Here is a 24,931-nt window from a genome sequence, read left to right as displayed (position 1 = left end):
TCGCTATAACTTATGGAGAAGCGCTCCGCGGGTCACGCGCGACTCACGCCGAATGGTCGGTCTAGTTGGATTAGAGACAACTGCGCTTTAATCGGCAGACAGCGCCGGGGTGACGTGCGCCCGGCTGAGAGAAGACTTATATACCGGCACCGCCCGAGCCACGACTGAGGACACGGTGATGATTCCCCGCCTAACGAAGTACGTCCTGTTTGCCGCCTACCAGCTATCGGTCGCGATGGGTATCGCGCTCCTCCCCATCGCGCTCGCCGCTCGCCGGATGGGTGTGACCCTCCCGATTCGCCGGCTCGTGGAGACGACCGGAACCGCCTACGAACGCGCCGCGGGTCGCTAAGCCGACTCACGCGACCGCTTCCTCCCGACGACACTCGCCGCGAGCGACCGCGCCGCGCGGCCGCCGCCGACGCGCGGACGATGTTTGGCACCGGCAACGGCGAGGCGAAGGGTTGCATTTATCAGCGCCGAAGTGCAATCGCTGACAATGCGTACCCCGACTCACGACGAGTTCTCCGGCCGTCTCGACTCGCTGAACGGCGACCGCTCGAACGTGTTCGGCCCCGAACTCGGCGAGTTCTCGAACGCCGAGCGTCGCGCCGACTCGCTCGGTGACAAAGAGACGAAGACCGGAACGACCACCGTCGGCATCAAGACCGAAGAGGGCGTCGTCCTCGCGACCGACATGCGCGCCAGCATGGGCTACATGGTCTCCTCGAAGGACGTCCAGAAGGTCGAAGAGATTCACCCGACGGGCGCGCTGACCATCGCCGGCTCCGTGTCGGCCGCCCAGTCGCTCATCAGCTCCCTCCGCGCGGAGGTCCGCCTCTACGAGGCCCGCCGCGGCGAGGACATGAGCATGCAGGCGCTGTCGACGCTCGTCGGCAACTTCCTCCGCTCGGGCGGGTTCTACGTCGTCCAGCCCATCCTCGGCGGCGTCGACGAGACCGGCCCCCACATCTACAGCATCGACCCCGCCGGCTCCATCCTCGAAGAGGAGTACACCGTCACCGGCTCCGGCAGCCAGTACGCCCTCGGTGTGCTCGAACAGGAGTTCGAAGACGGCCTCAGCATCGACGAGGCGAAGCAGGTCGCCACGAAGGCCATCCGCTCCGCGGTCGAGCGCGACCTCGCGTCGGGTAACGGCATCAACATCGCCGTCGTCACCGAGGACGGCGTCGACATCCAGCGCCACCAGAACTTCGAAGGCCTCGAATAAGTCGCCCGCAGTCGGCGGTTTCTCTCCGTTTTCGCGACTTGCGACCGGCGGGGCTCCCGCGGTTCCCGCTCGCTCGTCACTCAGTCGTCGCCCGGAAGCGGCCGCACGAGCCCGTACCACGCCCGGTAGACGACCACGCCGAGGACGCGCCCGAGTCCGAGGCTGTACCGGAACGACTCGGTTCGGGGGAGCAGTCGGCGCTCGACCACGATACTGAGGAGGCTGACGGCCATCCCGCGACGCCGATTCGTGCGAACTTTCCAGCTATCGCGGTCGTAGGCCCACACCTGCCCGGCACCCCACGCCCCGCCGACGGCGAGTCCGCCCGGCGACAGCGGCGTCGGTTCGTGCGACTCGTCGTCGCTGGAGCGGAGCAGACGGCGCATCGACACCATCCAGAGCGCGGTGAGAAGCGCGATACCGAACTCGGCGACGGCTTTCGTCCGACGGGAGACCATACGCGGCGTTCGAGCGGCACGATAATAGTTATTTCTCCGACAAGAGTGCGCGGAGCGCGTGAGAGCCAGCGACCGACGAGAACGGCCGCCGCGTCGTCGCCGACGTGGGGCGGACGCAGACGCGGACGCCCGCGCCGGCTCAGAACCAGTCGGCGAACGCGCCTTCGAGCAGCGAGTCGGACTGTCGCTCGACGTACTCGCGTTGCATCTCGCGGAGCGCCGTCTCGAAGTCACCGCCGTCGTCGAGGGCGTCGCGGACGCGGGCGCACTTCCAGTCGGCCGGCGTGACGCCCGTCTCGACGCGCTTGCGGAGGGGTTCGAGGTAGTAGTTGGCCTCCTCCTCGGAACAGCCCGCCAGCCGAAGCCCGTCGCGGGCGTGGACGAGCAGGTCCTCGTAGAGGTCCGCGCCGGTCGCATCGTCGCCGTCGACGTCTATCCAGCGCAGGTCGCCGTGGGGACCCTCGCGCATCGCGGTGTAGAAGTTCTCCTCAGCGGTCTCCCAGTCGAGGTCGATGACGGGGTGGTCGAGTCGGGGGAGCCGCTCCATGAGGCCCGCGAAGGCGGCCTGAAACGCGACCGAGTCGCGGACGGTCGGCTGGCCCGCGATGGGCCGGAACTCGATGCGGGCGTTGGCCGACGACCGGGACGCGCCGTCGAACACCGGGCGGACCCACCGCCAGTAGGTGCCGTGTTTCCGGCGGAGCGTTGCGAAGTCGTCGTCGAAGCGGTCGCCGCGCTCGACCGACATGGGGACCATCGTGGAGTCCTCGACGACGCGGTCGACGGCGTCTTCGACGGTGTCGAGGTCGCCGGGGAAGGAGACCTTCTCGTGATCGCCGGAGTTGAGCACCGACTCGAACACCGCGATTCGGTTTTCGTCCCAGCTGTCGGCGAGAATCTCCTCGCCCGTCACGTCCTCGTCGTAGAGGTCGGCCGGGAAGAACGGCGAGTTGACGCCGAGCGCGAGGAGCGGGCCGGCGACCCGCAGCGCGTAGTTGAAGTGGTACGGCAGGTCGTCGGCGTGCGGGACCTGATAGTGCGGCTGGATGGACGTGATGAGCGCCTCGGGCATCACGGTGTCCGCTTCGAGCGAGACGTGCGGCGCGTCGAGCGTGAACGACGGCGGGGCGGTCGGCCCGTTCGCCATCGCGTGGTATCGCACGGAGTTGCTCATGTTCGTCGCGAGGCGGACGCCCCCGTCGGTGACGGAGTCGGTCAGGTACTCGCGGGCGCTCTCGCCGGCCGGCGGGATGCTCCACATCCCGTCGGAGACGAGGCGCATCCCCTCCGCGGCGGCGCAGTCGAGCGCGGCGTCGAGTCGGGCGCGGACCTCGGACTCCTGCGCGCGGAGGCCGTGGGGGTTCAGCGGCTGGGGGCTCGTGGTCATCTCGGCGTTGTGGAGCCCCAGTTCCTTCTCGAATCCCATGAGGCCGAGCAGCCGGCGCGGGACCCGCATGAGCGCGTGTACGTCGTCTTCGCTCGCGGACCAGCGACCGTCGGAGACGGCGTAGAACTCGTACTCCAAGCCGACGATGGACTGGTGGTTGTCGAAGGTCCCCTCGCGCAGTTCGCGCTTGAGCACCTCGGCGTCGGCTCTCGCTTGCGCTTCGAACTCGGCCGCGTCGACCGCGAGCACGTCTTCGACGCGCTCTGCGAGGTCGTCGCTCATACCCGGCGTTCCGACGGCGAAGGCCTTCAACTTCCCGGCACTCCGGCCGTTCGACAGCGAATCACATCCCCGACGGCTGTCGAGACGCTTTTGCCCCGCGCGGCGATACCCACGGACGATGCAGTTCGCCGAGTTCGCCGCCCGCGCCGCCGAGATAGAAGCCGAGCCAGCGGACCTCGCGGTCGTCTCGCTCCTCTCAGACCTCTTTTCTGACGCCGGCGACGACCTCGACACGGTCGCTCGGTTCGTCCAGGGCCGGGTCTTCCCGGCGTGGGACTCGACCACGCTCGACATCGGCCCGCGGCTCTGTCACGAGGCCATCGCCCGCGCCGCCGGCCCGAACGTCTCGGCCGACGACGTGGAAGACCGCCTCGCCGACCGCGGCGAAATCGGCGCGGTCGCCGCGAGCTACGACTTCGGCGGCCAGCGCGGCCTCGCCGCCTTCGGCTCTGGCGGACAGGACGGCCTGACCGTCGCCGAAGTCGATTCCGAACTCCGGGCGCTCGCGGCCGCCTCCGGTTCGGGGAGCGAGGAGACGAAGCTCAAGACGCTCTACGGCCTGTTCAACCGGACCGACCCCGACGAGGCGCGCTTCCTCGCGCGACTCGTCCTCTCGGAGATGCGCATCGGCGTCGGGGAGGGGACCGTCCGCGACGCCGTCGCCGAGGCGTTCTTGGTCGACCCCGCGGACGCCGCCGCCATCCGCGACGACGACGCCGACTCCGAGACTGAAGCCGCCGCCCGCGACCGCCGGAACGACGCCATCGCCGCCGTCGCCCGCGCCCTGCAGGTGTCGAACGACTACGGCATGGTCGCAGAACTCGCCCGCGACGAGGGCGAGGCCGGTCTCGACGGGGTCCGCCTCGAAGTCGGCCGCCCCGTGCAGGCGATGCTGGCGCAGGCCGGCACCGCCGCCGACGCGCTCGACGAGTGGGACACCGCCGCGGTCGAGACCAAGTTCGACGGCGCGCGCGTGCAGGTCCACCGCGACGCCGACGGCGAGGTCTCGCTGTTCTCGCGCAACATGGAGGACGTGACCGACGCGCTCCCCGAGGTGGTCGAGTTCGTCGCGGACGCGGTCGACGAACCCGTCATCCTCGACGGCGAGGTCGTGGCGATGGACGACGACGGCGAACCCCTCCCGTTTCAGGAGATTCTCCGGCGCTTCCGTCGCAAGCACGACGTGGGGCGGATGCGCGAGGAGGTCCGCGTCGAACTCCGGGCGTTCGACTGCCTGCACGCCGGCGGCGACGACCTCCTCACCGACCCGCTTTCCGCCCGCCACGATCGACTGACCGCGGTCCTCGGCGGCGACTCGGCGGCCGTCTCGGACCTCCTCCTCTCGGACGATCCGGACGAAATCGCCGCCTACGAGGCCGACGCCCTCGACGCCGGCCACGAAGGCATCATGCTGAAGAACCCCGACGCGCCGTACTCGCCGGGCGACCGCGGGAAGAACTGGTTGAAGCGCAAGCCCGACGTGGAGACGCTGGACCTCGTCGTCACCGGCGCGGAGTGGGGCGAGGGCCGCCGCGCGGAGTTCCTCGGGACGTTCCTGCTTTCGGCCCGCGTCGAAGCCGACTCGGGCGACGACGCCTTCGAGACCATCGGCAAGGTCGCCACGGGCATCACCGACGAGGAGTTGGCCGAGTTGACCGACCTCCTCGAACCCGAAATCGAACGCGAGGCGGGAAAGGAGGTCGACATCCGCCCGTCGGTCGTCTTCGAGGTCGGCTACGAGGAGATTCAGGCGTCGCCGACGTACTCCTCGGGCTACGCGCTTCGGTTCCCGCGGTTCGTCACCGTCCGCGAGGACAAGACCGCCGAGACGGCCGACTCGCTGGACCGCGTGGAGCGACTGGCCGACTCGCAGTGAGCGACGCTCGCCCCGGGTCGCGCCCAAAGGGATTTACTGTCCCAACAGACACGTTTTCAGACGGTTCCTACCATGAATCTCGACGCCCTCTGGAGACCGACCCTCCTGTATACGGGTCTCCTCGGACTGCTCACGGTCGGCGCGGTGTATCTCGCGACGCACTCGGGGATGTACATGCTGGCGTTGCTGGGGGCCGGCGTGCTGCTCGTCGTACTCGGCGGCGGGGCCGTGGGTCAGATGGGCCCCAGCAACGTCGAACACGCGGGCGAGAAAGGCGGGACGAACCGGGTCGTCTCGAACGCGGGGCTGTGGTCCCCCGTCGAGACGGACACCTCGCTCCGACTCGCCCTCCTGTTCTACGGGGCCGGCGTGTTCCTGTGGAGCCTCGTCGTGTTCGGCGTCCTGCGGGACACCCTCGTCTGAGTCGGACCCCCGCCGCGCACCCGCCACGTCACTCGTCCTCGCCCGAACCGGCCGATTCGCCCCGAGAGCCGCGCTTTTTACCCCTCGGTTCGAGGTGTCGCGTATGACCATCAAACACGACGGCCTCGACGTGTCGTGGCTCGGCTACGCGACCGTCAGAATCGAGTCGCCCGACGGCTTCGTCGTCTACTTCGACCCCGGCCGCTACGGCGTCCTCGACGACTACTACGCCCGCGACGGCGACCTGATTTTGGTCACGCACAACCACCACTACGACTCCGACGCCATCGAGCAGGTCGCCGACGCCGACGCGACCGTCGTCGCCTTCGAGGGCGTCGACGCCGCGACCATCGACCGCGACGTGGTGCCGGTCGAAGACCTCCCCTACGAGACGGTCCGCGTCGGCGAGGAGGACCACCTCACCGTCGGCGAGGTCGACGTGTGGTCGCTCCCGGCGTTCAACGACCCCGACGGCCCGCACCTCCGCGACGGCGACGTGGTCCACCCCCGCGGGTTCGGCTGTGGCTTCCACATCTCAATCGCCGACCGAACCGTCTTCTGGCCCGGCGACTCCGACGTGCTGGCGGGCCACGAACACCTCGAAGTGTCGCTGTTCCTCGCCAACATCGGCGGGTCGGTCGTGATGGACCGCCGCGAGGCCGCCGACCTCGCTGAGACGCTCGACCCCGACCTCGTGCTCCCGATTCACTACGACACCATCCCGCTTCTCGAAACCGACCCGGACGCCTTCGTCGTGGACGTGGCGAACCGCGGCATCCCGGTCGTCCTCGACGACCCCGACCAAGTCTGAGGGGGCGACCGCGGGACGGACAGCCGAACAGCCGGACGGGCTAGCGAATGGACAGAACGATTTTGCCGCGCCGGGCCGTCGGTTCGGGTATGGACCTCGACTACGGCATGCTCGGCGGCCGGCGGCCCTACTACCGCTTCGGCGACGCCGACGCCGACCCGCTCGTGGTGCTTCCCGGCCTCTCCGACGCCTTCCAGCGCATCGACCCGAACCGCGGAACTGCGGCGGCGCTCGCCGGTCTGTTCCGCGAGTTCGACGACCGCGACGTGTGGGTGGTCGGCCGGCCGCGACACCTCCCGGTCGGGTCGACCACGCGCGACATGGCCGCGGGCTACGCGGGCGTCATCGACGAACAGGACCTGTGGCCGGCGGACGTTATCGGCGTCTCGATGGGCGGTCTCGTCGCCCAGTACCTCGCCGCCGACTACGGCGACTACGTGGACTCGCTGGCGGTCGTCTCCGCCGGGACGCGACTCGGCGGCCACGGCGAGAACGTCGTGACGCGCTGGCGCTCGCTGGCGGGCAAGGGCCGCTGGGCCGAGGTCGTCGCCGACGCGGAACGGGAGTCCGCGACCGGCCTCGAAGCGACGGTCGCCCCGGCGCTCATCGAGGCGGCCGGCCGGGTCGTCGACCTCCGACCCGCCGTCCCCGCCGACGCCGTCGTCTCCTGTACGGCCTGTCTCGAACACGACTCTCGGGAGGTTCTCGGCGTCGTCGACGCGCCGACGCTCGTCGCCGCCGGGAGGTCCGACCGACTGTTCCCCGAACCGCGGGTTCGGGAACTCAAAGACGGCGTCGCGGACGCGACGCTCGCGCTGTTCTCCGGGGCGGGTCACAACCTCACGACCAGCGAGCCGCGAACGCTGAACGGCGTCGTCAGGCGCTACTTCGACGGGTTCCGCGGGAACGGGCTGTACCCGTAACTGCCCTCCGGAAGCTGACACCCCTGAAACACTCTCGGGGCAACAGGCTCATACAGCGGGCGGCCGTCGGACCGCCATGCGCGACGCCCTCCGGTCGAGCCCGCTTTTCAGCGTCCGTCGGCTCCTCGTCTGTCTCGTCGTCACGCTCGTCGTCGTGACGACCGACGCGCTGTTTTTTCACATCGAACCGACCCGAACCGCCGCGGAGTTCGCAACCGAGGTGGCGGTTCACACCCTCGGCTTCTACGGCGGCTACACGCTCGTTGCACTGTTCAATCGGTCCGGAGCAGGGCGGTAGAAAAGCGGTGACCGGGAGTGACCGGGGTTAGATGATGCCCATCTCGTCGAGGCGCGTCGGCAGGTACTCGTCGGTCACGAAGTCGAGACCGCGGGAGGCCAGCGCCTGCTGTTCGGCCTTCTTGCCGATGTCGAGTTGGAGCTCTATCTGTTCGGTCCAGTAGTCGCTCATGAACCGCGGGTCCTCCAGCTCGGACTGGAGCGCGTTAATGTCGGAATCTGCGAGCGGGTCGGTCGGGAGGTCGTAGTCCACGATGTCCTGCGGCTGGATGCCGACGAACTTCGCCTCGGGCGTGGCGAGATACTCCGAGAGGTGCGCGGACTTGATAGAGCCGTAGGCGACGGAGCCGAAGATGCGGTAGGACCACGGGTCGCCGTCTGTGAACACCACGACCGGCAGGTCGAGTTCGTCGTGCAGGCGCTTGGTGATGCGCCGGGTGGCGCGCGCCGGCTGGCCGCCGAGGTGGACGACGAGCGCGTTGTAGTCGTCGTCGAAGCCGTTCTCGACGAGTCGGTCGCGCATCCCACCGGTCTCGACGCACATGACGAACTCGACGTCGTGTTCGAGGAACTCGATGGTGTCGGGGTTGTTCGGAATCTGGTAGCCGCCCTGTCCCACGTCCAACTGGCAGTGAATCTCGCGGTCGCCGCGGTTCGTCTGCTCGCGGATTTTGAGGGGGCCCATGAGCTTCGCGCCGGACTCCTCCGGGCGCATGTGGAAGTCCTCGCGCTTGACCTCGCTGACGATTTCCAAGTCCTCGATGAGCTTGTTGGACTCGTCTTGGTCGGAGAAGTGCGCCTCCTCGTTGTCCCACGACTCGGAGATGTAGTACAGCTCACGCAGGGTAGAGGAGCGGTCCTCGTCCAACTGCCGCGCGAGGAACTCGATGGTGTAGGCGGCCTTCAGGAGCTTTCGCGCACCCCGGACGCTGTTCGCAGAGCGCTTCGAGGTCCGGTCGCCGTACACCCAGACGTTGGCGTCCTCGTCGTACTCGATGTTGCTTTTCGTCCGCGTCGGGAGCGTCATGTGCGGAATCTCCCCCGCGTCGAACTGGTCGTAGAACTCCGCCGCGAGGTCGATGAGACGCTCGCGGGTGCGTTCCTCGGATGTCTTCCGTTCGGATGCCATTATACGTTCACCGTGAGTTTCTCCGTCTCGACGCCGTCGACGTTGATGTCGAACGACGCGTCCTGTGCGACCGAGTACGTGAGCGTCGCCGTCTCACCGGACGACACCTCGGGGTTCCACTTGACGAACCACTCCCCGTCGAGGTCGACGACCGTCGCCTCGCCGTCGAGGCCGGCCGGCTCCGCCGAGACGATGTCCGTGATGTCCGGCGACTCGTTCGTGTTGGAGTAGTTTTTCACCGTGAGCGTCACCTCGCCGTCGTCGACGGCCCGCTCGACGGTCAGGTTGTTCATGATGCGGCCGAGCGCGCCGTCGATGTTGGGCTCCGGTCGGCCGGTGACCTCAGAGAGCTTCGTCGCCATCTGCGGGAGGATGCGGCCGAGGACGTCCTGTTTCTCGCGGCGCTTCTGGAGCGACCGCCGCTTCGAGAGGTAGGACTTGAGGTCTCGGGCCGCCTCGCGGATGGCGAGTTCGACCTCGTCTTGAATCGCCGGCACGTCCGCGAGCGCGTCCTTCGACTCGCTCGTAAAGGGGACGTTCGTGGAGGCGACGTGGACCATGAGGACCGCGGGACCGCTCGGCATGCCGGTACCGCCGGGTTGGTCGAGGCCGTAGTTCCGCCAGCCGATGTCCTTGACGACGTGGGTGATGGTACACGCCCCCTGCTGGTAGACGAGGGGCACGCGGTTGGCGAAGCGGAGCAGGTCGATTTTCCCCTCGGACTTCAGTTCACCGCCGTAGGCGATGCCGGCCTCGACGATGAACGGGTCGCCGCCGTGGACCTCGGCGTCGCGGGTCGCCGCGGCGTAGAAGTCGGCGTCGAACTCCTTTTTCAGGCCGGCCTCGACGAGGTCGGCGGAGATGGGCGACAGACAGTCCGTCGGCGGTGCGAGGATGTCCGTCTGGCGCATCGCGTCGAGCAGGTCGCGGGCCACGTCGCGGTCGTCCGAGACTTCCCGGACCTTCGGCACCTCGTCTGCGACGGTGCGCATCCGCGACCAGATGGCGTCGCCGATGTTCTCTTGGGCCGTCTCGCCGTAGGTCTCGTCCTCGCGTTCTTTGGTCCGCTCGGCCGCCCACGAGACGAACTCGGCCACGTCGTCGCGGGTGGCGCGGTCCGCCGGGCCGGTCGTCTCGGCGAACTGCGTGGCGATGGAGCGCGCCATCGACAGCTTGCCGGCGTCGTCTTTCTGCGTGGTCGTCACGTCGTCGACGATGGCGTACACGTCGCCCTCGCGGTCGTCGGTGAGGACGGGCCACAGCGCCTCGACGACGTTCTCGCGGACCGTCTCGCCGAACGAGGTGTCGGTGTCCTCGCCGACCGATTCGGCGACGTTTTCGACGATAGTGACGAGTTCTCCGTGGGCGATGCGGTCCTTGCCGACGACGATGCCGACCAGTTCGTCCGCGAACGCCGCGGTCGCCTCCCTGCCCTTGTTGGCGACGGCGTCCTCGACGACGGCGACGAGGTCGTTCGTCTCGGACGCGTCGGGCGTCCGCCACGTCATCTCGCGGCCGAAGTGCCGGTCGCGGAAGGCGTCGTGAACCTTGTCGGAGGTCTTCGCGCCGACGCGGGTGAACTCCTCTTGGAGGAAGCCGGAGACGGAGTACGATTCAGTGGCCGAGAGCATCTTCAGGAGCGTCCCGAGTTCGACGCCGTGAGGGTGGGGACGAATCTCCTTCGTCTGCTTCGGAAGCTGGTCGGTCGCCCGCTCGAACTTCATCGGCTCGTCGAGGCCGGGTTCCCGGAGTTCGAGTCGGGCGTGGGGATTGACGACCGCCGTGTGGAGGATGTAGTCGTGGAGCTGCTGGCGGGCGCGCATGTTGGCTTCCATCTCCAACTCGATGCGCGTGCCGTGGGGGCGGTCCCACGAGGTCGTCTTCTCGGTGCGAATCTCGGGTTCGTTCTGGTCCGTGTTGATGACGAGTTCGAAGTACTCGGCGTCCTCCGAGCCCTGCGTCCGGCTCGTCACCTTGGCGGGCTTGCCGCTCGTCAACTGCGAGTAGAGGACCGCCGCGGAGATACCGATACCCTGCTGGCCGCGGGACTGTTCGCGCGCGTGGAAGCGAGAGCCGTAGAGGAGCTTCCCGAACACTTTGGGCACCTGCTCTTTCGTGATGCCCGGCCCGTTGTCCTCGATGACGAGGCGGTAGTAGTCGCCCGCCTCGGCTATCTCCACGTAGATGTCGGGCTGGATGCCCGCCTCCTCCGTGGCGTCGAGCGCGTTGTCCACCGCTTCCTTGACGGCGGTGACCAACCCGCGGGCTCCGCTGTCGAAGCCCAACATGTGCTTGTTCTTCTCGAAGAACTCGGCGATGGAGATCTCCCGCTGGCCCTTCGCCAGCTCCTCTGCGATCCCCGGCTCGTCACCGAGTGTCGACTGGAACGAGGTCATTTCCTGATGCGCATCTACCCAGTCCCGCGTTAAGTACTCACCGGCAACGGAGTGAAAGTGAACACGGGACGTTGACGCGCTTCGAGGGGCGTTCGCGCCGGAACGACGAATCGTGTTACACAGAGTCACTCACGAAACACGGGTCAGCCGGTCGAAATCGCCGGACGCGGAAACCGCTACGCGGGACTCCAGTAAGTAGTACGCGCCCGCGCGTGCGAGGCTTTAAGGGACGGGCTATCCTAGGCCAGTTCAGATGTCTCAGGATAACGAGTACGGGGCCGGACAGATTCAGGTCCTCGAAGGGCTCGAAGCCGTTCGAAAGCGTCCGGCGATGTACATCGGGTCCACCGATTCTCGCGGGCTCCACCACCTCGTCTACGAAGTCGTCGACAACTCCATCGACGAGGCGCTTGCGGGGCACTGCGACGCCATCGAAGTCGCCCTCCACGAGGACGGCTCCGTCAGCGTCACCGACAACGGCCGCGGGATTCCGGTAGATACGCACGAACAGTACGAGCGACCCGCGCTGGAGGTCATCATGACCGTCCTCCACGCCGGCGGGAAGTTCGACAACAAGTCCTATCAGGTCTCCGGCGGCCTCCACGGCGTCGGCGTCTCCGTCGTCAACGCGCTGTCGAGCGAGCTCGAAGTCGAGGTCAAACGCGACGGCGCGGTGTGGACACACCGCTTCGAGTTCGGCGAGCCGCAGGTCGACGAGTTCGAGCGCGTCCGCGACCTCGAACCCGACGAGGACACCGGGACGACCATCCGATTTTGGCCGGACGACGGTATCTTCGAGACGACCGAGTTCGACTTCAAGACGCTCGAAAACCGCCTGCGCGAACTCGCCTTCCTCAACTCCGGCGTCGAGATTTCCCTCGCCGACGAGCGGACCGACGAGTCGAGTTCGTTCCTCTTCGAGGGCGGCATCCGCGAGTTCGTCGAGTACCTCAACGAGACCAAGACGTCCCTCCACGACGACGTCATCTACTACGACGACGAGTCGGAGGGCATCGAGGTCGAAATCGCCATGCAGGCGACCGACGAGCTACAGGGGTCGGTTCACGCCTTCGCCAACAACATCAACACGCGCGAGGGCGGCACGCATCTGACCGGGTTCAAGACCGCGCTCACCCGCGTCGTCAACGACTACGCGAACAGCCACGACATGCTGGCCGACCTCGACGGCGACAACCTCCGCGGTGAGGACGTCCGAGAGGGTCTCACCGCCGTCATCTCCATCAAGCACCCCGATCCGCAGTTCGAGGGCCAGACGAAGACGAAGCTCGGGAACTCCGAGGTCCGCGGCATCGTCGAGAGCGTCACCCACGAACAGCTCGGAACCTACTTCGAGGAGAACCCGGACACGGCGACGGCCATCATCTCGAAGGCCGTCGAGGCCGCCCGCGCCCGCAAGGCCGCCAAGCAGGCCGAGGAGCTCACCCGCCGCAAGTCCGCGCTCGAATCCACCTCGCTTCCGGGGAAGCTCGCGGACTGTCAGAGCCGCGACCCCTCGAAGTCCGAACTGTTCATCGTGGAGGGCGACTCCGCGGGCGGCTCGGCCAAGCAGGGCCGCGACCGCAAGTTCCAGGCGATTTTGCCCCTCCGCGGGAAGATTCTGAACGTCGAGAAACACCGTCTCGACCGCATCTTGGAGAACAACGAGGTCCGCGCGCTCATCACCGCCATCGGCGCGGGCGTCGGCGACGAGTTCGACATCGAGAAGGTGCGCTACCAGCGCCTCATCCTGATGACCGACGCCGACGTCGACGGCGAGCACATCCGGACGCTCCTGTTGACGCTCCTGTACCGGCACATGCGACCGCTCATCGAGGCCGGCTACGTGTACGCGGCCCAACCGCCGCTGTACCGCGTCCGCTACCGCGGCAACACCTACGACGCGATGGACGAGGCGGAGCGAGACCGCATCATCGAAGAAGAGTGCAACGGCAACCCCACGCAGGTCCAGCGGTTCAAGGGACTCGGCGAGATGAACCCCGACCAGCTGTGGGACACGACGATGAACCCCGAAAACCGCGTCCTCAAGCGCATCACCGTCGAGGACGCCGCCGCCGCCGACCGGATGTTCAACATCCTGATGGGCGACGCCGTCGGACCGCGAAAGCAGTTCATCAAGGACCACGCGAACGACGCCGAGTGGGTGGACATCTAACATGAGTTCTGACACACCGGATTCTTTCGAACCGGGCGCGGGTATCGCGGCCGAGGTCAAGAACGCGCGCATCGAAGACGAGATGGAGCAGTCGTACATCGACTACGCGATGTCGGTCATCGCGGGTCGGGCGCTCCCCGACGTTCGCGACGGCCTGAAGCCGGTCCACCGGCGCATCCTCTATGCGATGCACCAGGCCGGCGTGACCTCCAACTCGTCGCACCGCAAGTCCTCGTCCATCGTGGGCGAGACGATGGGTGACTACCACCCCCACGGCGACTCCGCCATCTACGACACCCTCGCGCGCATGGCGCAGGACTTCTCCATGCGCTACCCGCTCGTCGACGGGCAGGGTAACTTCGGCTCCGTCGACGGCGACCCGCCGGCCGCGATGCGGTACACGGAGGCGCGGATGGCCCCCATCGCCGAGGAACTCCTCGACGACATCGACAAGGACACCGTCGACTTCCAGTCGAACTACGACGACCGCAAACAGGAGCCGACGGTGCTCCCGTCGTCGTTCCCGAACCTGCTGGTCAACGGGTCGTCCGGCATCGCGGTCGGGATGTCCACGAACATCCCGCCGCACAATCTCGGCGAGGTCATCGACGCCACCGTCGAACTCATCGAGAACCCCGAGGCGACCGTCGCGGACCTGATGGAACACGTCAAGGGCCCCGACTTCCCGACCGGCGCGAACATCGTCGGCCGCAACGCGGTCCACAAGGCGTACAAGACGGGTCGCGGCCGCGTCCGCGTCCGCGCCGACTACGACGTGTCCGAGGAGGAGGGCCGCATCGTCATCAACGAACTCCCGTATCAGGAGAACAAGGCCCGCCTCATCGAGCGCATCGCCGACGACGTGAACGAGGGCAAAATCGAGGGCATCCGCGACATCCGCGACGAGTCCGACCGCGACGGCATCCGCGTCGTCATCGAGCTCAAGCGCGGCGCGATGGCCGAGGTCGTCAAGAACCAGCTTCTCGACAACCACCTCGAATCCACGTTCGGCGTCATCAACCTCGCGCTCGTCGACGGTCAGCCGCAGGTGCTGACGCTCAAGGAGACGCTCGAACACTACCTCGACCACCGCCGCGACGTGGTCCGCCGGCGCTCCGAGTACGAACTCGCCGAGGCCGAAGACCGCGCGCACATCCTCGAAGGCCGCCTGAAGGCCCTCGACAACATCGACGACGTGGTCGAGACCATCCGGAACTCCGAGAGCCGCGACGACGCGAAGGCCGCGCTCCGCGGCGAGGTCACGGTCGAAGTCGACGGCGAACCGCTGCCGGCGTTCGACTTCTCCGAGGACCAGGCCAACCACATCGTCTCGATGCAACTCGGCTCGCTCACCTCGATGGAGGCGGCCGAAATCGAAGACGAGTACGAGGAGGTCCAAGCGACCATCGAGCGCCTCGAAACCATCCTCGGCGACCGGTCTGAACTCGACGCCGTCATCGAGTCCGAACTGCTCGACATCAAAGACGAGTACGCCGACGACCGGCGGACCTCCTTCGTCGCCAACACCGGCGAGGTCACCCGCGCCGACCTCATCCCCGAGGAGGACGTGGTCGTCATCGTCAGCGAGGACGACTACATCAAGCGGATGCCGGTCTCGCGGTTCCGCGCCCAGCACCGCGGCGGTAAGGGCATCATCGGGACGGACCTCAAGGAGGGCGACAACGTCTCGTCGGTGTTCGTCACGAACACCCACGACGACCTGCTGTGTTTCACCAACCACGGACAGGTCTACCAGCTCAAGGCCTACCAGGTGCCCGAGATGTCCCGGACCGCCCGCGGGAAGTCGGCGGTCAATCTCCTTGAGTTCGACGACGGCGAGGAGATTACGGCCGTCGTCAACTGCGACGACCTCGAAGACATCGAGGGCTACCTGACGATGGTGACCCGGAACGGCTACATCAAGCGGACCGGCACCGACCGCTTCCAGAACATCCTCTCGACGGGCATCATCGCCACCAAGCTCGACGAGGGCGACGAACTCGTCGACGTGGAGGTCACCGACGGCGAAAGCGACCTCGTCATCGGTACCGAACGGGGGATGTCCATCCGCTTCGACGAGGACGAGGTGCGCGCGATGGGTCGCTCGGCCCGCGGCGTCCGCGGCATCAAACTCGAAGGCGACGACGTGGTCGCCGGCGTGGCCGCCATCGACGAGGCCCACCACAGTTGGATTCTCACCGTCACCGAGAACGGCTACGGGAAGCGCACGGACCTCGACGCCTACCGCAAGCAGTCCCGAAACGGCAAGGGTCTCATCGACATCAAGACCAACGAGCGAAACGGCCCGGTCTGCGCCATCAACACCGTCGGCGAGGGCGACCACCTCGTCGTCATGTCCGACGAGGGCCAGATTCTCCGGACCCCCGTCGAGGACATCTCGACGGTCGGCCGCAACACGATGGGCGTCATCGTGATGGACCTCGACGACGGCGACGACGTCGCCTCCGTCGACGTGATTCCGGCCGCGATGACGACCGAGGCCGAGGAACTCGACGACGTGGAAGGCGACTCGGAAGCCGACGCGGACGACGAGTAAGTCGGCTCTCCCCGACGACGGATTCCTCTTTTGCGGACCCCACCGGGGAGCCGCGGCTCCGGCCATCGCTCCCCGAAGACATTTACTTCGGCCGAGGGGTCGTCACGGTATGAGAGTGCGACCGCGGTCGAGAATTGTCGGCGTCTCGGCGCTCGCGTTCGTCGTCGTTCTCGGCGGCCTGACCGCGCTTCGGGCGTGGAACCTCGAACCGTCGACGGCCGCGCAGTCGCTCGTCGTCGACGCGGGCGCGGTGCTGGTCGTCGCCGTCGTCGCGGCACACGTCGCCAGAGGCGAGAACGTCGGCACGCGCGCCGGCGAGGGTATCGTGCTCGCCTTCGGGCCGTGTCTCGGGTTCGCGGGCAACCTGTTCGTCCCGGTTTCGACGATGGAGTCGCCGCTGTGGGTCGCGTATCCGCTCGTCGGCGGTGCGATGCTTGCACTCGTGCTCGGCGGTCTCGGAGCGGCCGTCGGTTACGTCGTTCGAATCGCGCGGAAAATCGGGACAGCCACCGGGCGAACCCCGTAGTCGGCTATTTCTCGACGTCCGAGGGTTCTCGCGTCAGGTCGTAGGTGTAGTGTCGCGGCTTGCGGTCCCGAAGCCAGTCGCGGAGCGGTTCGACCCGCGGCCGGTAGGTGAGCGTCGACCCGAGCGCGGTGAGCGGGAGGAACTTCGCCGCCTCGATTTCGTCGTCCGGGTCGCTCGGCGACGGGGTGGGGTCGTCGGCGACGGGCGTCGCGTGGTAGAACCGCTGGAGGTAGATGCGGCGGTCCGGGGCGCGAATCTCGCTCGTGAACGCGAGCGACTGGATTTCGACTTCGACGCCGGTCTCCTCTGCGGCCTCGCGGGCGGCGGTCTCGAAGAAGAACTCCCCGGGCTCTGAGCCGCCTTTCGGCAGTCCCCAGCGGTCCTTCTCGTAGACCGCGAGCACCGAGTTCTCTTGGAGGACGACGACGCCGGCGGCGAGGTCGTGCGGCGCGGGGGCTTCTCTCGGCGTCGACATCAGAGGATGCGCTTGCCGAAGGCGCTTGCGGCGAGTTCGGTCGCGAGCGTCGCGGTCTCGTTGTGCTCGTCGAGGATGGGGTTGACCTCCACGAGTTCGAACGAGCGCATGGCCTCCGAGCGGGCGACGAGTTCCATCGCCGCGTGGGCCTCGCGGTAGGTCACCCCGCCGCGGACGGGCGTCCCGACGCCGGGGGCCTCGCGGGGGTCGAGCCAGTCGAGGTCGAGGCTGACGTGGACGCCGTCGGTGCCGTCGGTCGCCACGTCGAGGGCGTCGTTCGTCACCTCGGTGACGCCGCGCTCGTCGATGTCGGACATCGTGTACACGGTCACGTCGCTGTCGCGAATCGCCTCGGCCTCCGCGCCGTCGACGGAGCGGAGTCCGACGATGGCGACGTTCTCCTCCGTGAGGCCGGCGGCGTTCGCCCACTCGACGCCCGCGAAGTCGCCGACGCCGAGCGCGGCGGCCAGCGGCATGCCGTGGACGTTCCCGGACGGCGAGGTGCTCGGCGTGTTGAAGTCGCCGTGGGCGTCGAACCAGATGACGCCGATGTCGGCGTCGCGGGCGCTCCCGACCAGCGACCCGATGGCGATGGAGTGGTCGCCGCCGAGCGCGAGCGGGGTCGTCCCCTCGGCGAGCGCGGTCGAGACGGCGTCGGCGAGGCTCGTCGTCACCTCTTCGACCTCCTGGACGTGCTTCGCGTTCGCCGCCCCGGCGTCCGCGTCCCGCGTCGCGTGGTGCGGGACCGCGAGGTCGCCGGCGTCCGTCGGCGAGACGCCCGCGGACTCCAGTTCCCCTGCGAGTCCGGCGTATCGAATCGCGGAGGGTCCCATGTCCACCCCGCGTCGATTGGCACCGTAGTCCGTTGGTGCACCCAGAATTCTGACGTTCCGTTCCATAGCTGATGCACTCGTTCGGGGCGTTTAGTGGCATCGGAAAAACACCCTTATCAATAATGCCGTGCGGCGCCCGACGGGTACGCCCACCTCGCTTTTGCACGGCGAGGTCGTACCGAGTCTCATGCGGCACTTACAGATTCGCGTCGAGGCGGGGGAACTCGACGCGGTCGTCGATGCGCTCCGAGGGGAGGACGTCGACCCGGTGACGCTGCCGGTCTACAGGGCCGACGGCGACGAACCCCAGTCGTATCTCGTCGAATTCCCGCTGCCGACGGAGGCGGTCGACAGAATCAGAGAGACGCTCTCCGAGGCGGGCTTCGAGGAGGACCACCTCGTCATCGGCAACATCGAGTCGGCGACGACGCCGCACTACGACCGACTCGTCGAGCGGTACGTCGAGGGCGACGAGGAGGAAGAACGCGTCTCGAACGAGGAGATTCTGACGAAGGCGCACGACCTCAACCCCCAGCCAACGGCGTACTACGCGATGACGGTTCTGAGCGCGCTCGTCGCCACCGCGGGGCTGTTGCTCGACTCGGCCGCGCTCGTCGTCGGGTCGATGGTCATCGCCCCGCAGATCGGCGCGGCGCTCATGGCCAGCGTCGGCGCGGCGCTCGGGGACGACGCGATGTTCACGGGAGGCGTTCGGTCGACGGTTATCGGACTGACCGTGGCCATCGCCGCCGCCGCGGCGTTGGGGTGGGGGCTCAAGACGGCGCAGTTCGTGCCGGCGGCGCTGAACGTGACCACGGTCCAGCAGTTAGCGAGCCGGTCGTCACCGGGGCTGTTGACGCTCGTCGTCGCGCTCTGTGCGGGAGCCGCCGGCGGCGTCGGGTTGGCGACCGAACTCCCGGTCTCCATCGTCGGCGTCGCGGTCGCGGCCGCGACCGTTCCCGCCGCCGCGGCCGTCGGTATCGGCGTCGCGTGGGCGATTCCGGCGGTCGCTATCGGCGCGCTCACCCTCCTCGCGGTCAACGTGGCGAGCATCATCCTCGCCGGGACGCTCGCGCTCTGGTATCTCGGGTATCGACCGAGCTTCTGGAACTCGACGGGGTCGACCAGACGGCGAGTTCGGGCGTTCTTCGGAACCAAAGCGACGTGGGTGGCGCTCGTGTTCCTCGGACTCACCGTCCTCGGACCGGGGTCGCTTCTCGCCTCGCAAATCGCGTTCGAGAACCAGTCGACGGCGGCCGTTCAGACCGTTCTCGACGATTCGGAGTACGACTCGCTGGAACTGCTGTCGCTCAGCGTCGAGTTCGGGACCCCCGGTATCGACGACGGCCCGCGAGAGGTGACGGTCACAGTCCAGCACCCGGTCGGTCGTCAGTACCCGCAGTTGTCGCCGCGAATCGAAGACCGAATACGCGAGGCGACGGGGCAAGACGTCGTCGTGACCGTGGAGTTCGAACAACAGAGTCGGTCGCGGGCGTCGTGACCGACTGAAACAGCGCGGCGGACGGTGGGACGACGAACCGACGAGCTACCCGTCGAGGTACGGTTCGCAGACGCGCCGGACGCCCTCCTCGAAGGAGATCCGGGGCTCCCAGCCGGTCGCCTCGCGAATCTTCGTGCAGTCGGCCTTCGTGTCGTGGACGTACACGTCGAGGGGGTTCTCGATGTACACCGGGTCGACGTCCGTCCCCAACACCTCGTTTATCATCTCGACCATCTCGTTGAACGAGTAGCTCTCGCCGGTGCCGAGGTTGTAGATGCCCTGCAGCCGGTGGTCGGCGGCGAGTTCGATGCCGCGGACGATGTCGTCGACGTGGGTGAAATCGCGGGTCTGGGTGCCGTCGCCGAACAGCTCCGGCGACTGGCCGTTGGCAATCTGGTCGGCGAACTGCGCGACCGTATTCGCAAATTCGCCTTTGTGTTCCTCCGCGCCGCCGAAGCCCTGATACACCGAGAAAAAGCGGAGTCCGGCCGTCCGCACGTCGTAGTGGTGGTGGAAGTACTCCGCGTAACGTTCCCGCGCCAGTTTCGACGCCTCGTAGCCCGTTCGCGCCTCGACGGGCATGTCTTCCGGCGAGGGCTCGGTCCGGGAGCCGTAGATAGAGGAGGTGGAGGCGTAGACGACGGTGTCGCAGCCGTCGTTTCGCGCCTGCTCGACCGTGTTGACGAAGCCTTCGACGTTGACGCGAGCGCCCTTCGTCGGGTTCTCCTCGTGCATCTTGTACGACGACAGCGCCGCCAGATGGAACACCGCGTCCACGCCCTCGGTCGGGAGGTCGTCGTCGAGCACGCTCATATCGTGGAATTCGACCGCGTCGTCGAGGTTGTCGGGCGTCCCGAGGTAGAGGTCGTCGACCGCGACGACCTCGTTGTCGTCGGCGAGGTGGTTCGCGAGATTCGAACCGATGAAGCCGGCACCGCCGGTCACGAGGACTCGTTTCCCGTTCATGCGCTACCGAACTCTCGTGAGCCGTATAGTGCTATCGACAGCATCGAAGGTGAATTAGAGTTCAAAATGAACATTCATGAGTGTGCCGTGGTTCCAAAGTAGACGAACGGCAGATTCGAGGCGTCATCCATCGGATTTAAGGACGTATGTAGCGAACCATTCTCCATGTCATCAATCGAGCTCACGTCGAGTCAGAAAACTATCTTGACTGCCCTCATCAACCTCTATCGGGACTCCGAAGACGCCGTAAAGGGTGAGGACATCGCGACCGAGGTCAACCGAAACCCCGGCACCATCCGGAACCAGATGCAGAGCCTGAAGGCGCTCCAACTGGTCGAGGGCGTCCCCGGCCCGAAGGGCGGCTACAAGCCGACCGCCAACGCCTACGAGGCGCTCGACGTGGACAAGATGGACGAGCCCGCGTTCGTCCCCCTGTTCCACAACGACGAGGAAGTCGAGGGCGTCAACGTCGACGAAATCGACCTCTCCAGCGTCCACCACCCCGAACTGTGCCGCGCCGAGATTCACGTTCAGGGCTCGGTCCGCGAGTTCCACGAGGGCGACAAGATTCGCGTCGGGCCGACGCCCCTCTCGAAGCTCGTCATCGACGGCACGCTCGACGGCAAGGACGACACGAGCAACATCCTCATCCTCCGCATCGACGACATGAAGGCCCCCGTCGGCGAACCCCAGCACTAACCACGCACATCTCTTCGTCTTTTTCCGGGCACTCTCGGCGTACTCCGACCGACGGGTTCAGCGTTCGGACGACGGCCGACCCGAACGGTGGAGTTCGGACCGCAAACATGTCCGTCGATAATGTAGACTGACACACAGCTTTATCTGAATCGGGGACCCAATACCCCCATGGCGTACAATCAGCAGAGCGCGTTCGGCATCCCATCAACGTGGGAGGAACTGAACGCCGACGTGATAGCGTGTCTCTTCACCGTGACCCTGCTTATCGGGACGTTGTCGCTCGCTTCGATGGCCGGCGGGGACCCTGAAACGATGGTCGCGGTCGCAGTGACTGGTGTCGCGGTCGTTCTCCTTGGAACGGCGCTGATTCGGCTCTCCGAGTATCTCCGAACGACTGAGTCGCCCTCCTTCTGAGGACCGAAGCGTCGAGAGACCACCGCGGCGGCACGTATTTTCTCACACGAATCAAAACGAGGAGTCGCTGTTGCGCCCCGTACTCCGCGAGCGCCATCGGCACTCGGAGAGTGCGGCGTCGGAGAAATCGAAACCGAGTCGGCGAGCGTCGGGCGGCGCGTCACCCGGCGGTCGGCGCGGCGGCGCGGCGGCCGAGTTAGAGGTCGTTCCAGGCGGAGAGCGCGCGCTTCGGCGACGTCACGTCCGCGATCCAGTTCGCGGCGATGCCCTTCTTCAGCGTCCGCGCGAGCGGGCCGCCGAAGACGTTGACGGGGAACTCGCCGACGACGGGGAACTTCACGCCGTGGGCGACGGCGTCGTGGCCGATGGAGATGACCGTTCCCTTGTCGGTGAACGTCCAGCGCTTGAGCGGCTTGCCGGCGATGGCGCGGGCGATGTTCTCGCCGGCGACGTCCGCGGCGTCCCAGGCGGCCTGCGCCGTCGGCGGCGCGACGCTGTCGGGACCCTGCTCGACGAGGGCGCAGTCGCCGACCGCGAAGACGCGGTCGTCGCTGGTCTGGAAGTCCTCCTCGGCGAAAAAGCGGTGGGAGCGCTCGTCCTGTTCGAGTTCGACGTCGGACGCCTCGGGCTGGCCGGTGATGCCGCCGGTCCAGACGAGCACGTCGTAGTCGAGTTCCTCGGGGTCCTCGTCCTCGCCGCCGCCGATGAAGACGGTCTCCTCGTCGACCTTCGAGATGAAGTCGCCGGTGAGGATGTCGATGTCGAGGTCTTCGACGCGGCGGCGGAGCGCGCCCTGCAGTTCGGGGTCGTTGCCGGGGAAGATTTCGTCCATCCCCTCGACGAGCTTGATGTCGATGGGCGCGCGGTTGGTGTCGCGGTACTCGGCGACCTCGGCGGCCGCCTGGATGCCGGAGAGGCCCGCACCGCCGATGACGACCTGCGCGGGGTCGTCGCGGGAGGCGTCGGCGGCCGCCTCCTTGATGTCCTGGTGAATCTCGCGGGCGTCGTCAAGGCCCTTGAGCTGGTGGGCGAACTCTTCGAGGCCCTCGATGCCGAAGAAGGCGGTCGAAGAGCCGATGGCGACGAGCAGATAGTCGTAGTCGACGGTGTCGCCGCCTTCGAGTTCGACGACGCGCTCGTCGACGTTCACGTCGGTCGCGCGACCCTTGACGAAGTCGGTCGAGTCGGACTTGATGTCGTCGACGGGGATGGTGATGCTGGACTCGACGCTCGGGTCACGGATGCAGCGGTGGACCTCGTGGAGGACGAGGTGGTAGTCGTGTTCGGCGACCCACGTGAGTTGCGCGTCGTGACCGAGCTCTTCTTCGAGGGTTGTGACCGCGCCGGCCCCGGCGTACCCCGAGCCGAGAACGACGACCTGCGTGCTCATGTCGTCGTCTGTGTAGTCATCCGATAAAGGGGCTTTGAAACCGTCTCCACAGCCGGGGTAATTTTGGCCGCTACGCCCCCAGCGCGTCGAAATCCGGATTCGACGGTTGTCGGATTAGTCGAGACTGAGGCCCGCGTGCCAGCGGTCGACGCCCGCCTCTCGCTTGACCGCGTCCATCTGGGCGAGGAGGTGGACCGCGAGGCTGGCGGTTTCCGCCGCGCGCGACTCGCCTTCGGTGCGGAACTCGCCCGTGATGCGGTTCGCGTAGACCGAGCAGACCGCCCCGGCGCGGAGGCCGTAGACGTTGGCGATGGTCAGGAGCGCCGCGGCCTCCATCTCGATGTTCTTCACGTTCGCCTCGCGGAGTTCCTCGACCAGCGAGTCGGAGCCGGCGGCGCGGAAGCCCTCGAAGCCGGGGCGGCCCTGCCCCGCGTAGAAGGAGTCGGCGCTCATCGTGAGGCCGACGTGGTAGTCGTAGCCGAGGCGTTCGGCGGCCGCGACGAGCGCCGAGACGACCTCGTGGTCGGAAACGGCGGGGTAGTCCTCGCGGACGTACTCCTTGGAAGTGCCCTCCTGTCGGACCGCGCCCGAGGTGATGACGAGGTCGCCCACGTCCATCTCGGGCTGAATCGCGCCGCAGGAGCCGACGCGGATGAAGGTGTCCGCGCCGACGCGGGCGAGCTCCTCCACGGCGATGGCCGCCGAGGGACTCCCGATACCCGTCGAGGTGACCGAAATCGGCGTCCCGTCGTAGCTCCCGGTCGCCGTCCGGTACTCGCGGTGGTAGGCCTTCTCCTCGTGGTCGTCCCACAGCGCCGTCACCTTGTCCACGCGCTCCGGGTTCCCGGGGAGCAACACCGCGTCGGCGAGGTCCGCGGGACCGACTTCGAGGTGGTACTGAACCTCGTCGTTCGGGTCCTCACTGTCGTTCATGAGTGTACTCGCGCGGCGGCGGTGGAAATTCTTGCGTTCTCTGAGGGGCTCCCCGTGGGCGTCGTCGCGTTCTCGGTCGCGTTCTCGGTATCGCGGTCGCGGTCGGCGAGGTCGTCGCGCGTGGGGTCGTCCGCCGTCTCGCCGGTGAGACCGCGCCACACCGGGTCGTCGGCGGGGTCGCCGTCGCGGAACGGCGGCGGGAGGTCGGCTCTCTCGTCGGCCGCCAGCAGGTAGCCGAGTCCCGCGCCGACGTACCAGTCGACCAGCGACGGGGCGAGGCCGGCGTCCACGACGAGGTCGCCGCCGGTGTACCACTCCAGCGCCGCGTCGTCGTCGGCGTCGATACCGGTCCGCCGCCAGCGCACGCCAGAACCACCGTCGCGGAACGCCGACACCGAGAGCGTCACGTCCGCCATCTCGGGGTCGGAAACGCGCTCGAACGAGCGGTTCGCGGGCGCGACGCCGTCGGCTCCGGCCTCGTAGTACGACAGCGCGTGGTCGATTTCGGCCTCGTAGGTCGCCCGCTCGCCGGGCGAGACGTTCGAGAGGTCGACGTGGACCGCGACGGTCGGCTCGCGGAAGGGCGACTCCCGCTCGTCGGCGTCCGGTTCCGGCAGTCGCGTCGTCTCGATGCGCTCTGACAGCGCGGGAAACGCGGCGGCGTCGTCGTGGGTCAGCCCGAGCAGATGGCCGAACTCGTGTTTCAGGACCGTCTCGGTCGTCTCGTCGTCGTAGCCGGCGGCGACGACCACCGAGGCAGACTCAGTTGGTGCGGTCGATTCGTCGCCGCCCAAGAGGGGCGCGCAGCCGACCGCGTCCGCGCCGGCGTAGTCGCCGCAGGCGTCGATTCGCTCGACGACCGAGACGGTCACGTCCGGCTCCGAGGCGTTCGGCACCACGGCGAACGCCGGGTCGTAGGCGACCGCCGACGCGTTCGCCCGCCAGTAGTCGACCGCCGATTCGACGAGCGAGGCGTAGTCGCGGCCGTCCGCGGGCGCGTCGATGCCGACGACGACGGGCGCGTGGCCCCACGGGTTGTCGGCGGGGCGCGTCTCCGGCACCGGCGACGGCCCGGTTCCACCGACGGCGGTTGAGACGGCCCCGTCGTCGCCGTCGGTCGCGTCGGCCGACTGGGTTCCGAGGGCGGCGTCCACGACCGGCGGGGACGGCGACAGCGACGCACACCCCGAAAGCCCGACGAGAAAAGCGAGCGCGAGCGCGACGATTCCGCGGTCGACGGCGAGCGACACG

23 protein-coding genes are annotated in these 24,931 nt (G+C 67.5%); 13 read left to right on the top strand and 10 right to left on the bottom strand.

Annotation, left to right across the window (positions count from 1 at the left end):
* Positions 1-178 precede the first annotated feature (178 nt).
* Both BN996_RS20055 and psmB read left to right on the top strand, forming a co-directional pair.
* Positions 179-352 (top strand): hypothetical protein, encoded by a 174-nt coding sequence (locus BN996_RS20055; RefSeq protein ID WP_004970695.1) that lies wholly within the window; start codon positions 179-181, stop codon positions 350-352.
* Positions 353-499: 147 nt separating this feature from the next.
* The gene (psmB, locus tag BN996_RS06940; RefSeq protein ID WP_089777780.1) at positions 500-1,231 is read left to right on the top strand and encodes a proteasome endopeptidase complex subunit beta; all 732 of its coding nucleotides are present in this window, start codon (positions 500-502) and stop codon (positions 1,229-1,231) included.
* Positions 1,232-1,311: 80 nt separating this feature from the next.
* Here the strand turns inward: psmB and BN996_RS06935 are convergent, their stop codons facing one another.
* Positions 1,312-1,689 carry a DUF8097 family protein gene (locus tag BN996_RS06935; RefSeq protein WP_089777778.1) on the bottom strand — a complete coding sequence of 126 codons (378 nt, stop codon included), beginning with the start codon at positions 1,687-1,689 and terminating at the stop codon, positions 1,312-1,314.
* 139 nt (positions 1,690-1,828) lie between these two features.
* Complete coding sequence (locus tag BN996_RS06930) at positions 1,829-3,358, bottom strand: glutamate-cysteine ligase family protein (protein ID WP_089777776.1); 1,530 nt, start codon at positions 3,356-3,358, stop codon at positions 1,829-1,831.
* 118 nt (positions 3,359-3,476) lie between these two features.
* On the opposite strand from BN996_RS06930, the gene ligA reads away from it, so the two are divergent.
* The 5 genes from ligA to BN996_RS06905 all read left to right on the top strand — a co-directional run bounded on the left by ligA (position 3,477) and on the right by BN996_RS06905 (position 7,689).
* Entirely contained in the window at positions 3,477-5,234 is a 1,758-nt protein-coding gene (ligA, locus tag BN996_RS06925; protein ID WP_089777774.1) for an ATP-dependent DNA ligase LigA, read from the top strand.
* Positions 5,235-5,306: 72 nt separating this feature from the next.
* A complete protein-coding gene (locus BN996_RS06920; protein WP_042663295.1) occupies positions 5,307-5,657 on the top strand; it encodes a DUF8070 family membrane protein in 351 nt (116 codons plus the stop codon).
* Between the two features lie 103 nt (positions 5,658-5,760).
* The gene (locus BN996_RS06915; RefSeq protein ID WP_042663296.1) at positions 5,761-6,468 is read left to right on the top strand and encodes an MBL fold metallo-hydrolase; all 708 of its coding nucleotides are present in this window, start codon (positions 5,761-5,763) and stop codon (positions 6,466-6,468) included.
* An 89-nt stretch (positions 6,469-6,557) separates the two neighbouring features.
* Positions 6,558-7,391, top strand: a complete 834-nt coding sequence (locus BN996_RS06910; RefSeq protein ID WP_089777772.1) for an alpha/beta fold hydrolase — start codon at positions 6,558-6,560, stop codon at positions 7,389-7,391.
* A gap of 76 nt (positions 7,392-7,467) precedes the next feature.
* Positions 7,468-7,689 (top strand): hypothetical protein, encoded by a 222-nt coding sequence (locus BN996_RS06905; protein WP_042663298.1) that lies wholly within the window; start codon positions 7,468-7,470, stop codon positions 7,687-7,689.
* A 27-nt stretch (positions 7,690-7,716) separates the two neighbouring features.
* Here the strand turns inward: BN996_RS06905 and BN996_RS06900 are convergent, their stop codons facing one another.
* A complete protein-coding gene (locus tag BN996_RS06900; protein ID WP_089777770.1) occupies positions 7,717-8,817 on the bottom strand; it encodes a DNA topoisomerase IV subunit A in 1,101 nt (366 codons plus the stop codon).
* Positions 8,817-11,213 carry a DNA topoisomerase VI subunit B gene (locus BN996_RS06895; RefSeq protein ID WP_089777768.1) on the bottom strand — a complete coding sequence of 799 codons (2,397 nt, stop codon included), beginning with the start codon at positions 11,211-11,213 and terminating at the stop codon, positions 8,817-8,819. The genes BN996_RS06900 and BN996_RS06895 overlap by 1 nt, the downstream gene beginning before the upstream one ends.
* A gap of 253 nt (positions 11,214-11,466) precedes the next feature.
* Between BN996_RS06895 and gyrB the strand changes: the two genes are divergently transcribed.
* The 3 genes from gyrB to BN996_RS06880 all read left to right on the top strand — a co-directional run bounded on the left by gyrB (position 11,467) and on the right by BN996_RS06880 (position 16,469).
* Positions 11,467-13,386, top strand: a complete 1,920-nt coding sequence (gene gyrB, locus BN996_RS06890; protein WP_089777766.1) for a DNA topoisomerase (ATP-hydrolyzing) subunit B — start codon at positions 11,467-11,469, stop codon at positions 13,384-13,386.
* Between the two features lies 1 nt (position 13,387).
* The gene (gyrA, locus tag BN996_RS06885; RefSeq protein WP_089777765.1) at positions 13,388-15,943 is read left to right on the top strand and encodes a DNA gyrase subunit A; all 2,556 of its coding nucleotides are present in this window, start codon (positions 13,388-13,390) and stop codon (positions 15,941-15,943) included.
* A gap of 109 nt (positions 15,944-16,052) precedes the next feature.
* Positions 16,053-16,469 (top strand): hypothetical protein, encoded by a 417-nt coding sequence (locus tag BN996_RS06880; protein WP_089777763.1) that lies wholly within the window; start codon positions 16,053-16,055, stop codon positions 16,467-16,469.
* Positions 16,470-16,473: 4 nt separating this feature from the next.
* On the opposite strand, the gene BN996_RS06875 is transcribed toward BN996_RS06880, so the two are convergent.
* Positions 16,474-16,944 (bottom strand): NUDIX domain-containing protein, encoded by a 471-nt coding sequence (locus BN996_RS06875; protein ID WP_042663302.1) that lies wholly within the window; start codon positions 16,942-16,944, stop codon positions 16,474-16,476.
* Complete coding sequence (rocF, locus tag BN996_RS06870) at positions 16,944-17,843, bottom strand: arginase (RefSeq protein ID WP_089777761.1); 900 nt, start codon at positions 17,841-17,843, stop codon at positions 16,944-16,946. Before rocF ends, BN996_RS06875 begins: the two co-directional genes overlap by 1 nt.
* A 121-nt stretch (positions 17,844-17,964) precedes the next feature.
* Between rocF and BN996_RS06865 the strand changes: the two genes are divergently transcribed.
* Complete coding sequence (locus tag BN996_RS06865) at positions 17,965-19,278, top strand: DUF389 domain-containing protein (RefSeq protein ID WP_089777759.1); 1,314 nt, start codon at positions 17,965-17,967, stop codon at positions 19,276-19,278.
* Between the two features lie 45 nt (positions 19,279-19,323).
* Here the strand turns inward: BN996_RS06865 and BN996_RS06860 are convergent, their stop codons facing one another.
* Positions 19,324-20,244 carry an NAD-dependent epimerase/dehydratase family protein gene (locus BN996_RS06860; protein WP_089777757.1) on the bottom strand — a complete coding sequence of 307 codons (921 nt, stop codon included), beginning with the start codon at positions 20,242-20,244 and terminating at the stop codon, positions 19,324-19,326.
* Positions 20,245-20,409: 165 nt separating this feature from the next.
* On the opposite strand from BN996_RS06860, the gene BN996_RS06855 reads away from it, so the two are divergent.
* Positions 20,410-20,943 carry an Rrf2 family transcriptional regulator gene (locus tag BN996_RS06855; protein ID WP_004976849.1) on the top strand — a complete coding sequence of 178 codons (534 nt, stop codon included), beginning with the start codon at positions 20,410-20,412 and terminating at the stop codon, positions 20,941-20,943.
* Positions 20,944-21,111: 168 nt separating this feature from the next.
* Complete coding sequence (locus tag BN996_RS06850) at positions 21,112-21,357, top strand: hypothetical protein (protein WP_089777755.1); 246 nt, start codon at positions 21,112-21,114, stop codon at positions 21,355-21,357.
* A gap of 196 nt (positions 21,358-21,553) precedes the next feature.
* On the opposite strand, the gene BN996_RS06845 is transcribed toward BN996_RS06850, so the two are convergent.
* From BN996_RS06845 to BN996_RS06835, 3 genes are all read right to left on the bottom strand, one after another.
* Positions 21,554-22,747, bottom strand: a complete 1,194-nt coding sequence (locus BN996_RS06845; protein WP_089777753.1) for an NAD(P)/FAD-dependent oxidoreductase — start codon at positions 22,745-22,747, stop codon at positions 21,554-21,556.
* A gap of 114 nt (positions 22,748-22,861) precedes the next feature.
* Complete coding sequence (locus BN996_RS06840; protein ID WP_089777751.1) at positions 22,862-23,680, bottom strand: nucleoside phosphorylase; 819 nt, start codon at positions 23,678-23,680, stop codon at positions 22,862-22,864.
* The gene (locus tag BN996_RS06835) at positions 23,677-24,930 is read right to left on the bottom strand and encodes a hypothetical protein (RefSeq protein WP_139043112.1); all 1,254 of its coding nucleotides are present in this window, start codon (positions 24,928-24,930) and stop codon (positions 23,677-23,679) included. Before BN996_RS06835 ends, BN996_RS06840 begins: the two co-directional genes overlap by 4 nt.
* Position 24,931: the final 1 nt, after the last annotated feature.

The organism is Haloferax massiliensis (assembly GCF_001368915.1).
GTDB lineage: Archaea > Halobacteriota > Halobacteria > Halobacteriales > Haloferacaceae > Haloferax > Haloferax massiliensis.
This window is presented reverse-complemented; position numbering and strand designations above follow the sequence as displayed.

Bases quoted from the DNA above. Each gene is read 5' to 3' on its own strand.
- BN996_RS06880 (WP_089777763.1), top strand. From the start codon at position 16,053: ATGAGAGTGCGACCGCGGTCGAGAATTGTCGGCGTCTCGGCGCTCGCG.
- BN996_RS06900 (WP_089777770.1), bottom strand. From the start codon at position 8,817: ATGGCATCCGAACGGAAGACATCCGAGGAACGCACCCGCGAGCGTCTC.
- BN996_RS06910 (WP_089777772.1), top strand. From the start codon at position 6,558: ATGGACCTCGACTACGGCATGCTCGGCGGCCGGCGGCCCTACTACCGC.
- BN996_RS06865 (WP_089777759.1), top strand. From the start codon at position 17,965: ATGCGGCACTTACAGATTCGCGTCGAGGCGGGGGAACTCGACGCGGTC.
- BN996_RS06875 (WP_042663302.1), bottom strand. From the start codon at position 16,944: ATGTCGACGCCGAGAGAAGCCCCCGCGCCGCACGACCTCGCCGCCGGC.
- BN996_RS06840 (WP_089777751.1), bottom strand. From the start codon at position 23,680: ATGAACGACAGTGAGGACCCGAACGACGAGGTTCAGTACCACCTCGAA.
- gyrB (WP_089777766.1), top strand. From the start codon at position 11,467: ATGTCTCAGGATAACGAGTACGGGGCCGGACAGATTCAGGTCCTCGAA.
- rocF (WP_089777761.1), bottom strand. From the start codon at position 17,843: ATGGAACGGAACGTCAGAATTCTGGGTGCACCAACGGACTACGGTGCC.
- BN996_RS06895 (WP_089777768.1), bottom strand. From the start codon at position 11,213: ATGACCTCGTTCCAGTCGACACTCGGTGACGAGCCGGGGATCGCAGAG.
- BN996_RS06860 (WP_089777757.1), bottom strand. From the start codon at position 20,244: ATGAACGGGAAACGAGTCCTCGTGACCGGCGGTGCCGGCTTCATCGGT.
- BN996_RS06845 (WP_089777753.1), bottom strand. From the start codon at position 22,747: ATGAGCACGCAGGTCGTCGTTCTCGGCTCGGGGTACGCCGGGGCCGGC.
- BN996_RS06930 (WP_089777776.1), bottom strand. From the start codon at position 3,358: ATGAGCGACGACCTCGCAGAGCGCGTCGAAGACGTGCTCGCGGTCGAC.
- BN996_RS06905 (WP_042663298.1), top strand. From the start codon at position 7,468: ATGCGCGACGCCCTCCGGTCGAGCCCGCTTTTCAGCGTCCGTCGGCTC.
- ligA (WP_089777774.1), top strand. From the start codon at position 3,477: ATGCAGTTCGCCGAGTTCGCCGCCCGCGCCGCCGAGATAGAAGCCGAG.
- gyrA (WP_089777765.1), top strand. From the start codon at position 13,388: ATGAGTTCTGACACACCGGATTCTTTCGAACCGGGCGCGGGTATCGCG.
- psmB (WP_089777780.1), top strand. From the start codon at position 500: ATGCGTACCCCGACTCACGACGAGTTCTCCGGCCGTCTCGACTCGCTG.
- BN996_RS06855 (WP_004976849.1), top strand. From the start codon at position 20,410: ATGTCATCAATCGAGCTCACGTCGAGTCAGAAAACTATCTTGACTGCC.
- BN996_RS06935 (WP_089777778.1), bottom strand. From the start codon at position 1,689: ATGGTCTCCCGTCGGACGAAAGCCGTCGCCGAGTTCGGTATCGCGCTT.
- BN996_RS06915 (WP_042663296.1), top strand. From the start codon at position 5,761: ATGACCATCAAACACGACGGCCTCGACGTGTCGTGGCTCGGCTACGCG.
- BN996_RS06850 (WP_089777755.1), top strand. From the start codon at position 21,112: ATGGCGTACAATCAGCAGAGCGCGTTCGGCATCCCATCAACGTGGGAG.
- BN996_RS20055 (WP_004970695.1), top strand. From the start codon at position 179: ATGATTCCCCGCCTAACGAAGTACGTCCTGTTTGCCGCCTACCAGCTA.
- BN996_RS06920 (WP_042663295.1), top strand. From the start codon at position 5,307: ATGAATCTCGACGCCCTCTGGAGACCGACCCTCCTGTATACGGGTCTC.